Source organism: Aeromicrobium sp. A1-2, from assembly GCF_003443875.1.
Taxonomy (GTDB): Bacteria; Actinomycetota; Actinomycetes; order Propionibacteriales; family Nocardioidaceae; genus Aeromicrobium.
Window position 1 is genome coordinate 2,797,574 of record NZ_CP027482.1, and the last position, 12,296, is coordinate 2,809,869.

At 68.2% G+C, this 12,296-nt stretch carries 12 protein-coding genes and 2 pseudogenes; 8 read left to right on the top strand and 6 right to left on the bottom strand.

What is annotated here, in order from left to right:
- Positions 1-58: 58 nt before the first annotated feature.
- Genes C6I20_RS13720 through C6I20_RS13730 form a run of 3 tightly spaced genes read right to left on the bottom strand, consistent with a single transcriptional unit; the run spans position 59 to position 3,032 of the window.
- Positions 59-721: an HAD family phosphatase gene (locus C6I20_RS13720; protein ID WP_216822894.1), complete on the bottom strand. Its 663-nt coding sequence runs from the start codon at positions 719-721 to the stop codon at positions 59-61.
- A complete protein-coding gene (locus tag C6I20_RS13725; protein WP_118396768.1) occupies positions 718-1,527 on the bottom strand; it encodes an SDR family oxidoreductase in 810 nt (269 codons plus the stop codon). Before C6I20_RS13725 ends, C6I20_RS13720 begins: the two co-directional genes overlap by 4 nt.
- Positions 1,524-3,032 carry an AMP-binding protein gene (locus C6I20_RS13730; RefSeq protein WP_118396770.1) on the bottom strand — a complete coding sequence of 503 codons (1,509 nt, stop codon included), beginning with the start codon at positions 3,030-3,032 and terminating at the stop codon, positions 1,524-1,526. Before C6I20_RS13730 ends, C6I20_RS13725 begins: the two co-directional genes overlap by 4 nt.
- A 140-nt stretch (positions 3,033-3,172) precedes the next feature.
- Here C6I20_RS13730 and C6I20_RS17165 point away from each other — a divergent pair, with 140 nt between their 5' ends.
- The 5 genes and pseudogenes from C6I20_RS17165 (at position 3,173) to C6I20_RS13750 (ending at position 6,075) form a co-directional block, all read left to right on the top strand.
- Complete coding sequence (locus C6I20_RS17165; RefSeq protein ID WP_162891332.1) at positions 3,173-3,328, top strand: hypothetical protein; 156 nt, start codon at positions 3,173-3,175, stop codon at positions 3,326-3,328.
- 372 nt (positions 3,329-3,700) lie between these two features.
- Positions 3,701-3,826: a hypothetical protein gene (locus tag C6I20_RS17635; RefSeq protein WP_254052330.1), complete on the top strand. Its 126-nt coding sequence runs from the start codon at positions 3,701-3,703 to the stop codon at positions 3,824-3,826.
- A 44-nt stretch (positions 3,827-3,870) separates the two neighbouring features.
- A pseudogene (locus tag C6I20_RS17640) lies at positions 3,871-4,401 on the top strand (acyl-CoA dehydrogenase family protein); the annotation flags it as partial.
- 94 nt (positions 4,402-4,495) lie between these two features.
- A pseudogene (locus C6I20_RS13745) lies at positions 4,496-4,984 on the top strand (acyl-CoA dehydrogenase family protein); the annotation flags it as partial.
- Complete coding sequence (locus tag C6I20_RS13750) at positions 4,981-6,075, top strand: Glu/Leu/Phe/Val dehydrogenase dimerization domain-containing protein (protein WP_118398944.1); 1,095 nt, start codon at positions 4,981-4,983, stop codon at positions 6,073-6,075. The pseudogene C6I20_RS13745 and the gene C6I20_RS13750, both read left to right, overlap by 4 nt.
- A 165-nt stretch (positions 6,076-6,240) precedes the next feature.
- Here the strand turns inward: C6I20_RS13750 and C6I20_RS13755 are convergent, their stop codons facing one another.
- The 3 genes from C6I20_RS13755 to purF all read right to left on the bottom strand — a co-directional run bounded on the left by C6I20_RS13755 (position 6,241) and on the right by purF (position 9,092).
- Positions 6,241-6,411, bottom strand: a complete 171-nt coding sequence (locus tag C6I20_RS13755; RefSeq protein ID WP_118396774.1) for a DUF3073 domain-containing protein — start codon at positions 6,409-6,411, stop codon at positions 6,241-6,243.
- 135 nt (positions 6,412-6,546) lie between these two features.
- A complete protein-coding gene (gene purM / locus C6I20_RS13760) occupies positions 6,547-7,602 on the bottom strand; it encodes a phosphoribosylformylglycinamidine cyclo-ligase (protein ID WP_118396776.1) in 1,056 nt (351 codons plus the stop codon).
- Entirely contained in the window at positions 7,602-9,092 is a 1,491-nt protein-coding gene (gene purF, locus C6I20_RS13765) for an amidophosphoribosyltransferase (protein ID WP_118396778.1), read from the bottom strand. The genes purM and purF overlap by 1 nt, the downstream gene beginning before the upstream one ends.
- A 155-nt stretch (positions 9,093-9,247) precedes the next feature.
- On the opposite strand from purF, the gene C6I20_RS13770 reads away from it, so the two are divergent.
- The 3 genes from C6I20_RS13770 (at position 9,248) to C6I20_RS13780 (ending at position 12,274) form a co-directional block, all read left to right on the top strand.
- Positions 9,248-9,697 (top strand): SRPBCC family protein, encoded by a 450-nt coding sequence (locus tag C6I20_RS13770; protein WP_118396780.1) that lies wholly within the window; start codon positions 9,248-9,250, stop codon positions 9,695-9,697.
- Between the two features lie 54 nt (positions 9,698-9,751).
- Complete coding sequence (locus C6I20_RS13775; RefSeq protein WP_118396782.1) at positions 9,752-11,314, top strand: long-chain-fatty-acid--CoA ligase; 1,563 nt, start codon at positions 9,752-9,754, stop codon at positions 11,312-11,314.
- 234 nt (positions 11,315-11,548) lie between these two features.
- Positions 11,549-12,274: a glycerophosphodiester phosphodiesterase gene (locus tag C6I20_RS13780; protein WP_118396784.1), complete on the top strand. Its 726-nt coding sequence runs from the start codon at positions 11,549-11,551 to the stop codon at positions 12,272-12,274.
- The last annotated feature ends 22 nt before the right edge of the window (positions 12,275-12,296 follow it).

Below are 12,296 nucleotides of genomic sequence, written 5' to 3' on the forward strand. Positions count from 1 at the left end.
GGGCGTATTCCAGACGCGACCGGATGGTCGTGTCAGTGGTGCAGATGAATCCCCCGTATCACCGCACGACCGAGTGGTCATCGCTTTCGAGACCCAGCAGCGTCCGCAGACCCTGTGTGGTCTCCGCTGCCGTGCGGTGCACGACGCCACCCATCCCGAGACGTTCGGCGGCGACGATGTTCTGGGCGAGGTCGTCGACCATGACGACTTCGGCGGGGGCTGCGCCGAGGCGCTCGCACCCGATCTCGTAGAGTCGCCTCGACGGCTTGCGGACGCCTTCCTTGCCGGAGATCGTCACGGAGTCGAACATGGCGTCGAGGTCGTATCCCGCGTAGCAGTCGCGACCGAGCGAGTTCGAGACCAGGCCGACCGGGACGCCCGAGGCGCGCAGGTCCGCGACCAGCGCGATCGTCTCCTCGTCCCGGGCCAGGCCAGACTGCATCCGACGCAGGAGGTCTTCGGCCCCGATGTCCGCGCCGTGCGCTCGCAGGCGGCCTGCGAAGCCGGCCTCGAACCCGTCGTGGTCGAGCCGGCCCTCCTCGTGGTCGGCCAGGAGCTGCTTGGACTCGGGGTCCCCACTCAGCAGACGCAGAGGCAGACCCCGGTCACCGCAGAACTCCTCGCCGAAGTCGGCGAACGCAGCCAGGACGCTCGTGGTCAGCACCCCACCGAAGTCGAACAGCACCGCCCGCCGGTTCACGGCCGAGTCGACCGCGGTCACGCGAGCGTGTCCTGGTAGCGACGCATGCCGGCCAGCCAGCGGTCATAGTCCGACCCCTTGCGGCGGTAGAACTCAAGCACCTCGGGGTGCGGGAGGATCAGGAACTGTTCGGTGCCGATCCCCGCGACCACGATGTCCGCGACCTCCAGCGGCTCGAGAACGCCACCGGCCTCGGTCACGGCCTTGGCCCCCATCCGCGCGAGCTCGTCGTCGGACTCGGCGCCGCCGTTGAGCATCGCGGTGTTGACGCCCATCGGGCACAGGCAGCTGACGGCGATGCCGCGGCTGCCGTAGGTCACCGACATCCACTCGGCGAAGGCGACAGCTGCGTGCTTGGTCACCGAGTACGTCGGCGAGCCGATCTGCGTCAGGAGACCCGCGGCCGAGGCCGTGCTCAGGAAGTATCCGCGACCCCTCTCGAGCCAGCCGGGGGTGAGCAGTCGGGCGGCCCGCACGTGCGCCAGGACGTTGACGTCGATCGACGTCTCCCAGTCGCTCTCCGACGACTCCAGCCCTTGACCGAGTCCGACACCGGCGTTCGCTGCGTAGAGGTCGACAGGACCGAAGCGCTCGGCGGCCAGGTCGAGCACTGCGCGGATGTCGGCCTCGACCGAGCAGTCCCCGGCAAGGCCGGCGACGCGGCCCGGAGCGATGCGCTCGAGCTCGGCGACCGTCGTCGTGACCCGTCCGTCGTCCAGATCGGTGACGACGACGCTGGCGCCGTGCTCCAGGAGCCGTTGAGCGAGCGCGCTGCCGATCCCGCCGGAGGCTCCCGTGACGACCGCGACTGAACCGTCGATCTTCATGCCGTCGCTCCAGCCGCTGCGACGCGGATAGCGTCCCGATCGATCTCACGCTTGAGGATCTTGCCCGTGGCGCCCTTCGGGAGGCTCTCGACGAACTGGAAGAGCCGCGGGACCTTGTACGCCGAGAGCTGGACCTTGGCCCACGCCCGGATCTCCTGCCCCGTGGCGGTGGAACCGGGCCGCAGCGCGATGACCGCCGCGACCTCCTCGCCGAAGTGGTCGTCCGGCACTCCGACGACCGCGACCTCGACGATGTCGGGGTGCTCGTAGAGGATCTCCTCGACCTCGCGCGGATAGACGTTGTAGCCACCACGGATGATCAGGTCCTTCGCCCGGTCGACGATGCTCAGGTAGCCGTCCTCGTCGAGCGTGCCGAGGTCACCGGTCTTGAGCCAGCCGTCCTGCAGGTCCTCGGCGGTGGCCTCGGGGCGGTTGCGGTAGCCCTTCATGATCGTCGGGCCCTTGATGAAGACCTCCCCCACGGTGCCGGCGGCCACGGGGGTGCCCTCCGCGTCGCGCACCTCGATCTGGCTGCGGGGCAGTGCTGGGCCGACCGTGCCGGCCTTCTGGACCCGGTTGATGTCGTTGAAGGTCGCGGCGCCGGTGGACTCGGTCAGGCCGTAGCCCTCGAGGATCGCGCAGTCGAAACGCTCGTTGAACGCTCGCATGACCTCGACCGGCAACGATGCACCGCCCGAGGTCGCCAGACGCAGGTGCTCGAAGTCGCTGGGCCCGTAGTCGGCCGCTGCGTGCAGCATCGCGTTCCACATCGTGGGCACACCGGCCATGGCTGTGAGCCGGTCGCGACGCAGCATCTCCAGCATGGCGGTCGGCTCGAACGGCGACAGCACCGACAGCGACGAGCCCGTGACGAGCACGGTGTTCATGACCACGGCCTGGCCGTAGACGTGGAAGAGCGGAAGCGCCGTGCCGAAGCGGTCGTCCTCGCTGAGCGCGAGGACCGGGAGGAACGAAGAAGTGGTGTCCAGCAGGTTCGACGCGGTCAGCTCGACGCCCTTGGGTCGTCCGGTCGTGCCCGACGTGTAGAGGATGATCGCGGTGTCGTCAGGAGCATGGTCGTGCGCCACCTCGACGGGCTCTGCGTCGAAGCTCGCTCCCTCGTCGACGATCCACAGGTCCAGCCCACGGTCCGCCGCGGCGGCGCGGGCAGCATCGGCGCACTCGTGCCAGACCAGGACCAGCACGGCCTCCGAGTCGTCGAGCACGTATCCGATCTCGGGAGCGGTGGCCATCGTGTTCATCGTGATGACACTGACCCCGGCCGCGTGGAGGCCGTAGTAGACCACGGGGAACTCGATGATGCTCGGCGCGATGAACACCACGCGATCCAGTGGCTGTAGGCCGGCGGCCTTCACGGCCCCGGCTACCCGGCTGCTCGCAGACCGCAGCTGACCGTAGGTCAGATCGCCACGTGACGATCGCAGCGCGACCCTGTCCGGGTCGTTCGCCGCGTTGGTCCAGACGTTAGCCGCCACATTCACCATCTGCACATGCTCTTTTCACTCGAAGGTTGTGTGACCTGACTCACGTGACCGGCCTCACGTTGGTCACCGTAGTTGAAACCGGGTTCAGGTTCAAGTAGGTCGCCAGAAATTCTTCAACACCCACACCCGAGGGAGTCGACGTGCCCAGAGCCGCGATCGTCGCGCCCGCCCGCACCCCCATCGGCACGGCCTGTCGGGGAGCGTCCAGACCGACGTCGGGCGACGAGCTCGACCGGGCCTCGCCCGGTCCCACAGGCGAGGCCCGCGTTGCAGCCCGCGTCGAGCTGCTCGCCTGAGTACCTCCGAAGAGCTGGAGGGGCTCGTCGCCGAGCTGCTCGCGACGCACCCACCGGCGACGACGACTCGGATCGACCTCTTGCGTGCGAGGTACGATGCGGGACTCGCATGGGTGGCCAAGCCGGTCGGACGCGGCGGCTTGGGGCTGACGGTCTCGGACCAGGCGGCCGTCGACCTCGCGCTGAGCGCTGCCCGCGCCCCGGACAACGATCCGGCGGCCAATCGCATCGGCCTGGGCACGGCGGCCCCCCACGATCCTGCGCTTCGGCACGACCGACCAGGTCGACCGGTTCCTGCGACCGCTGTGGACCGGCGAGGAGATCTGGTGCCAGCTCTTCAGCGAGCCGGGCGCCGGCTCAGATCTCGCGAACATCTCGACCTCCGCCGTTGCAGACGGCGACTTGTGGACGGTCAACGGTCAGAAGGTCCGGACCTCCGGCGCCCAGAACGCCGACTATGCGATCCTCGTCGCCCGTACCGATCCCTCGGCGTTCTAGCTGTACTCGGCTAGCACGCGGGTCTCACCTATTTCTTGTGTCCCATGCACGATCCCGGGGTCGAGGTGCGGCCACCGCGCCAGATCACCGGCGAGGCGGAGTTCAACGAGGTCTTCCTGACCGACGTACGTGTTCCCGACGCGCTACGCCTCGGCGCAGTGGGCCAGGGGCGGGAGGTGGCCAATGCGACGCTCAACAACGAGCGGGTCTCCATCGGTGGCGGTGAAGGCGTCCGCGAGAGCGGAATGATCGGCGTCGTCGCCGACACGTGGAGGCAGCATCCGGAGCTCAGGCGTCCGGCCCTCCATGACCGGCTCCTCCGGCTCTGGGTCTACGCGGAGGTCGCCCGACTGACCGCCGACCGAGCGCCCAACCGGTCCGCCGACGCGATCCCCGGACCGGGCGACTCGGCGGCCAAGATCGCGTTCGCTCGGGTCGCCCAGCAGCTCAGCGCCCTCGAGGTCGAGCTGCTCGGCGCCGAGGGCATGCGGTACGACGACTGGACTCTGCGGCGTCCCAAGAGGGTCTCGTTCACGGGACGTCGCCCCGGTTTCCGCTTCCTACGCGCCAAGGGCAACTCGATCGAGTGCGGCACCACCAAGGTCCCCCTCAACCTGATCGCGGAGCGGGTCCTCGGACTCCCTCCCGAGCAGGCGGGGCCTCGCACAATGGTGCCTGCGGACCACCGTCGAGCACGTCGTGCAGCGGCGGCAGTTCGGCCAGCTGCTCGGTGGGTTCCAGGCCCTCAAGCACCGCCTCGCACAGGCCTGGATCGACGTCGACTCGGCTCGATTCGTGGCGGACCGCGCGGCGGTCGAGGGCGATCCCGACCTCGACCTCCTCGTCGCGGTGGCCCAGTCCATGTGTTCCGAGGTCGCCCTGCAGGTAGCCGAGGAGTGCATCCAGATGCACGGTGGCACCGGGATGACCTGGGAGCACCCGGCGCACGTCTACCTGAAGCGCGCGCTCGCGGACGTCTCGGCTCTGGGCAGCCCCGAGCACCATCACGCCTCGATCGCCCAGCTCGTCCACCTGCCAGGCTCCGTCCACCCCCTCCGACGGGTAGAGTCTGCTGTGATCCGCACCACCCCGCGGCTCAGACGTTGGAAGCGCCCACCACCGCGTTTCCGTCAACCACGACAGAGAGCACTACCGTGACCACTCAGCACACCAGCAACGCACCGTCCGTCTTCGGCAGCCGACACGAGCAAGTCGTGTTCTGTCATGACGAGGCCTCCGGCCTGAAGGCCATCATCGGGATCTACTCCACGGCCCTCGGCCCGGCCCTTGGCGGCACCCGGTTCTACCCGTACGGGTCCGAGCAGGCAGCCCTGACCGACGTCCTCAACCTGTCGCAGGGCATGGCGTACAAGAACGCACTCGCCGGGCTCGACCTCGGCGGCGGCAAGGCCGTCATCATCGGCGACCCCGCGACGCTCAAGACCGAGGCACTCCTGCGGGCGTACGGCCGGTTCGTCCAGACCCTCGGAGGCCGCTACTACACCGCCTGCGACGTCGGCACCTTCAGCCCTGACATGGACCTCATCGCGCGCGAGTGCGACTTCGTGACCGGCCGAACCGTCGAGCACGGCGGCGCCGGCGACTCCTCGGTCCTCACGGCCTTCGGCGTCTACCAGGGCATGCGGGCATCCGCCCAGCACCTGTGGGGCGACACCTCGCTGGCAGGCAAGCGCGTCGGCGTCGCCGGAGTCGGCAAGGTCGGCAAGCACCTCGTCCGCCACCTCGTCGAGGAGGACGCCCAGGTCGTCGTCACCGATCCGTACGCGCCAGCCGTCGCCGCCCTGATCGAGACCTATCCCACCGTCACCGCGGTCGCCGACACCGAGACCCTGATCCGCGAACCGCTGGACATCTACGCGCCCTGCGCCCTCGGCGGTGCGCTCAACGATGAGTCGATCGAGGTGCTGACCGCGACGATCGTGTGCGGTGCGGCCAACAACCAGCTGGCCCACGAGGGCATCGAGAAGCGGCTGGAGGAGCGTGGCATCACCTACGCGCCCGACTACTGTGTCAACGCCGGCGGCGTGATCCAGGTTGCGGACGAGCTCGAGGGATTCGACTTCGATCGGGCCAAGATGCGCGCGACGACGATCTACGACACGACGCTGGGCGTGCTCGAGCGGGCCAAGGCCGAAGGCGTGCCACCCTCGATCGCCGCCGACCGCATGGCCGAGCAGCGGATGCGTGAAGTGGGCCGACTTCGCTCGGTCTGGCTACCCAGCTCGTGACTCAACGTCCCTGAGCGATGCCCGCTCCTTGAGTTTGTCGAAAGAACTTTTCGACAAGCTCAAGGAGCGAGCACGTAACCCGATGAACCGTTGAATCGAGCGGAGGATCGCCAAGCACTCCGGTCACGCCGAGGCGTGACGGCTCATGCACATCGGGAGCCAGCGTCAGCTGGCGGCCGGATCATCTCGCTCGAGATCACGATACTGAGCGGGAATCGGTTCGCCCGACTCCCCGTGAAGCTCACGCTGCAGAGTGTTGAAGTCCGTGTCTGGCGTCCGGTACTTCAAGTCGCGCGCAACTTTGGTCTGTTTGGCTTTCGCACGGCCGCGCCCCATGGGTCGACCCCCTCGCAGAAAAGTAGTCAGTATGTCGTGCGGCCAACCCTACCCAAGGGTCACAACAATCACTGCATCGCCCCCCCCGAGGGGTCGTGAAAGCGCGCCCAACCGGACGTCGCAGGCGAGCCGCGGTCAGGCGTACGAGCCCGTGAGGGCCACTGACCCACCCTCGCCATGGACGCCGGCATCCGCAACGTCACCCGCGATCCACGCGTCGACGCCGTGCTCGGCCAGCAGCCGTACGGCAGCGTCGGCGGCATCTGCGGCCACAAGGGCCACCATGCCGATGCCCATGTTGAGGGCCAGGTCGAGGTCTGGCTGGGCGACGTCGCCCAGGGCTCCGACGAGGCCGAACACCGGCTGCGGGGACCAGGTCGAGCGGTCGACCCGCACTGAGACGGAGTCCGGGACGACCCGAGCCAGATTGGCCGCCAGCCCGCCACCAGTGATGTGCGACATCGCGTGCACCTCGACACCGGCGGCCAGCGCGAGGCACGGCAGCGTGTAGAGGCGGGTCGGGGTCAGCAGCTCCTCGCCGAGGGTGCGCCCGAACTCGGGCACCTCCCGGTCGAGCTGCCAACCTGCCTTGTCGAAGAACACATGGCGCACCAGGGAGTAGCCGTTGGAGTGCAGTCCGCTGGCGGCCATCGCGATGACGACGTCACCGGGCCGCACGAGGTCGGGCCCCAGGAGCTTGTCAGCCTCGACGACACCCGTCGTCGAGCCGGCGATGTCGTACTCGTCCGGCCCCAGCAGGCCGGGGTGCTCGGCGGTCTCGCCACCCAGCAGCGCCGTGCCGCTCTCGGCACAGGCCATCGCGATGCCCTTGACGATGTCAGCGATCCGCTCGGGGACGACCTTGCCGCAGGCGATGTAGTCGGTCATGAACAACGGCTCGGCACCGCACACCACGAGATCGTCGACCAGCATGCCGACCAGGTCGAAGCCGATCGTGTCGTGCTTGTCCATGCGCTGGGCGATCTGGACCTTGGTGCCAACACCGTCCGCGGAGGTCGCGAGATACGGCTTGTCGTAGGACTTCAGGGCCGAGGCGTCGAAGAGTCCGGCGAAGCCGCCGATACCTCCGACGACCTCGGGCCGACGGGCCTTGTCGACCCACTGCTTCATGAGTTCGACGGCACGGTCGCCCTCTTCGATCGAGACGCCGGCGCTCGCATAGGTGCTCATCAGATGACCTCCAGCGGCAGCGTGTCCTGCGCCTCGAGCAGGTGCTTGCCGATCACATCGTCCTCGGGAAGCGCGACGGGGTAGATGCCGTCGAAGCAGGCGCGGCACAGATCGTCCTTGGGCACGTTGGTCGCCTCGACGAGCTGGTCGAGGGTGACGTACGCCAGCGAGTCGGCGCCGATCGACTTGCGAATCTCATCGACCGAGATGCCGTTGGCGATGAGCTCGGCCGGTGACGCGAAGTCGATGCCGTAGAAGCACGGCCACTTGACCGGCGGCGACGAGATGCGGACATGGACCTCCGCAGCGCCGAACTCGCGCAGCATGCGGACCAGGGCTCGTTGGGTGTTGCCGCGCACGATCGAGTCATCAACGACGACGAGCCGCTTGCCGGCGATGACATCGCGCAGCGGGTTGAGCTTGAGTCGGATGCCGAGCTGCCGCAGCGTCTGCGAAGGCTGGATGAACGTGCGGCCGACATAGGAGTTCTTGACCAGACCGTGGCCGAACGGGATGCCGCTCTCCTCGGCGTAGCCGATCGCCGCCGGGGTGCCGGACTCCGGCACTGGGATGACCAGGTCGGCATCGACCGGGAACTCCCGGGCCAGTCGTCGACCGATCTCGGCACGTACCGAGAACACCCGCTGGTCCGAGATCGTGGTGTCGGGCCGGGCAAGGTAGACGTACTCGAAGATGCAGCCCTTGGGCTCGGCCTTGGCGAAGCGTTCGGTGCGCAGGCCATCTTCGTCGATCGCGATGAACTCACCCGGCTGGACCTCACGGATGAACGAGGCGCCGACGATGTCGAGCGCCGCGGTCTCGCTGGCGACGACCCAGCCACGTTCGAGCCGGCCCAGCACCAGTGGGCGGATGCCCTGGGCGTCGCGCGCGGCGTACAGCGTGGTCTCGTCCATGAACACCAGGGAGAATGCGCCGCGCAGCTTGGGCAGCACCTCGAGCGCCGCCTCCTCGACCGACCTGTCGGGGTAGGAGGCCAGCAGCGTCGCCATGACCGACGTGTCGGACGTCGCAGTCTCACCCTTGCCCGATGTCGCGCCGGATTCGAGGTCACGCTCGCGCAGCAGCTCGACCAGCTCGGCGGTGTTGGTCAGGTTGCCGTTGTGCCCCAGCGCGACAGATCCCGAGGCGGTGGGACGGAAGGTCGGTTGCGCGTTGTGCCACACGCTGGAGCCGGTCGTGGAATACCTGGCGTGGCCGATCGCGATCTCGCCCTTGAGCGACTCGAGGGTCGCCTCGTCGAAGACCTGCGACACCAGCCCCATGTCCTTGTAGACAAGAATCTGCCGCCCGTTGCTGACCGCGATGCCGGCCGACTCCTGGCCACGGTGCTGCAGCGCGTAGAGACCGAAGTAGGTCAGCTTGGCGACTTCCTCACCGGGGGGCCAGACGCCGAAGACGCCACAGGCGTCCTGGGGTCCGGCGTCCTGGGGATCGAGGTCGTGGGTCAGGCGTCCATCTCCGCGGGGCACGTGCCAAGTGTAGAGGCCACCCCGGGCTCTGAACGAATGTCGGCCGAAGCGCGGGCAACATCACACGCTTCCAGCGCGCCTGCGGGACCCTCGACCTGGGAGGGCGACATAGTTCTGGCTTGCGCCCGACGCCCCGCACCGATCAGATGGACCCCATGACTTCTGACACGATCTCCGTCGAACGCACGATCAAGGCCACTCCCGAGCAGATCTTCGCGCTGGTGGCCGATGCCGCCCGGCACGCCGACATCGACGGTTCCGGTACGGTTCGCGGCACCCGACAGGCGTCACGCCCGCTCACCCTCGGCTCGACGTTCGGCATGGCGATGCACATGGGCGTGGGCTACCGCACCTCCAACACCGTCGTGGAGTTCGAGCAGGACCGCCGCATCGCGTGGAAGACCACCGGCATGAAGGGCCTGGTCGGAGGCCGCATCTGGCGCTACGAGCTCGAGCCGGTCGACGGCGGGACCCTGGTGCGTGAGTCGTGGGACGTCTCGCAGGACAAGCAGAAGTTCCTGCTCAAGCGCAGCCGGATGGCACCCGCGGCGAAGGCCGGGATGCGTAAGACCCTCGAGCGGATCGCATCAAACCTCGAGGCATAAGGCGCCCGGTCCCCTACCCTGATGTGACCCCTGTCACCTCAGTCGAGGAGCACCATGCCCGTCGCCATCCCTCCCGCCACGTATCTGCCCGACTTTCTCGCCTTCCGTGCGACCGAGCAGCCAGACCAACCGTGCTGGATCTTCGGCGAGCGCACCTGGACCTGGGCGCAGGCCTGGGAAACGGTGGGCCAGGCGGCCGGCGCACTCGCAGCCGAAGGCGTTGGCCGAGGCGACCGGGTCGCGATCCTGGACAAGAACAATCCGGCGGTGCTGCATATCCTGCTCGGCGGATGTCACATCGGTGCCGCCACAACCGTGGTCAACTGGCGTCTTGCAGGCGATGAGCTCGACTACGTCATCAACGACTGCGGAGCCACGGTCGTCTTCGTCGGCCACCAGCTCGTCGACCAGTTCGAGCTCGTCCGCGACCGACTGAAGCACGTCGAGAAGGTCATCATCGTCGGCGGCGAGCACGACGAGCTCGAGGCGTGGCTGGCCGCTGCGACCCCGATGGATCGACAGGCCGAGGTCGAGCCCGACGACGTGTGCGTCGTGATGTACAGCTCCGGCACCACGGGCCGACCCAAGGGTGTGCAGCTGTCCCAGCACGCGATGGTCGAGCACAGCGTCAACGGCCTGGGTGACGCGAACTACGAGGACGGCGACATGCTGCTCGTCGCGATGCCCATGTTCCACGTCGGCGGCTGCTCGTACGCGCTGCTGGGGCCCGTCGTCGGCGCGCCCGGCTACATCATCAGCGAGGTCGATGGAGCTTTGTTGGCCGGCGGAGTCATGGCTGGCTGCACGCACGTGTTCCTCGTCCCGGCTGTTGTCGCCGCGCTGGTCGCCGCCGGACCGCAGGTCATGGGCCTGTTCGGCAAGCTCAAGGCGTTCGGCTATGGCGCGGCACCCATGCCACTTCCCGTGCTACGCGCGGCGATGGAAGCGTGGCCCAACACCGAGTTTCAGCAGGTCTATGGGATGACCGAGTTCGGTGGCGTCATCACAGTCCTGAACGACGCGGCCCACCGCGACACGGCCCACCCCGAACGCCTCGTGTCGGCTGGCCTGCCCGTGGACCACGCCGAGATGAAGATCGTCGACCCGGTGTCGCTGCGGGACATGCCGCAGGGCGAGTCCGGCGAGGTCTGGTTCCGCACGCCACAGGCCACGATCGGCTACCTCGGGAAGCCCGAGGCGACTGCGGAGCTCATCACCGCCGACGGCTGGGTCCGCACGGGCGATCTCGGTCGGGTCGACGAGGACGGCTTCTTGTTCATCGAGGACCGGATCAAGGACATGATCATCACGGGCGGCGAAAACGTCTACTCCCCCGAGGTCGAACGCATCCTCGCCGAGCACCCCGCGGTCGCCGAGATCGCGATCATCGGCGTGCCTGACGACCGGTGGGGAGAGGCGGTCAAGGCCGTCGTCGCATTCCACCCCGACCAGACCGCGACCCCCGAGGAGCTCATCGCCTTCGCCCGGGAGCGACTTGCCGGCTACAAGGCTCCGTCGACCATCGACATCGTCGAGGCGCTGCCGCGCAATCCCTCCGGCAAGATCCTCAAGCGCGACCTGCGCAAGCCCTACTGGGGGGACGGCCGTCAGGTCTGAGCCCGACCCAAAAAGACAACGTGGCCCCGACCATCCAGGGGAGGGGCCGGGACCACGATGGCTCAAGCGTATCGCTTCGAGCTGGCGTCACCACACCAGCACCATGACAGGACTCTCACCCGACCCGTACCCTTCACGGCATGCCTCTGGCACCATTGCCCACCTCCTGGCTGCCGTCCGACACGGCCCTGACGGGTCGTCGCGACGTCGGCGTCGCGGCTGCGAGCTGACCGCATGGCACTCGTCTCGGCACACCGAGGTGGCGCTGGTGACGACCCCGCGGCACAGAACACGCTCGCCGCGTTCGAGGCGGCCATCGGCGCCGGCTGCGACTTCGTGGAGTTCGACGTACGTCTGACTGCCGACGGGCGTCCGGTGATCTTCCACGACGCAGACCTCCCGGGCGAGGCCGGCGTCCGATCAATCGCCATGCACCGTCACGACGAGATCGCCGACGCGAATCTGGTCGACCTCGACGCCGTCCTCACCCTCATCCGCGGCCGAGTCAAGGCGCACGTTGACCTCAAGGTGCCCGGCGACGAGATCGCCCTCGTCGAGCGGATCGTGTCGGCGCTGGGCACCGACGACGTCATCATCACGACGGCCGAGGACTCGTCGGTGCGCCGACTCCGGCGATGGTCCCAAGAGCACGCTCCGGACCTGCTCGTCGGCCTGTCCTCCAGCCCTCGATCAGGGGCCACTCACTGGTTTGCGCGCAAGCGGGTTCAGCTGGAGTCCGCATTTCCGCGGCTGCGGATCCGGCTCAGCGGAGCCAATCTCGTGGTCGCCCACAAGACCGTGGCCCGGCTGTCACTCAAGGCGTACGCCCGCCGGCGGGGGCTGCCGCTGCTGGTGTGGACGGTCGACCGGCCCGACGAGCTCGAACGGTGGATGAACGACCCGGACGTGTGGACTGTGACGACGAACTACCCCGATCGCGCCTTCGCAGCGAGACACTAGGCGGGGACGCTGCTGCGCGAGC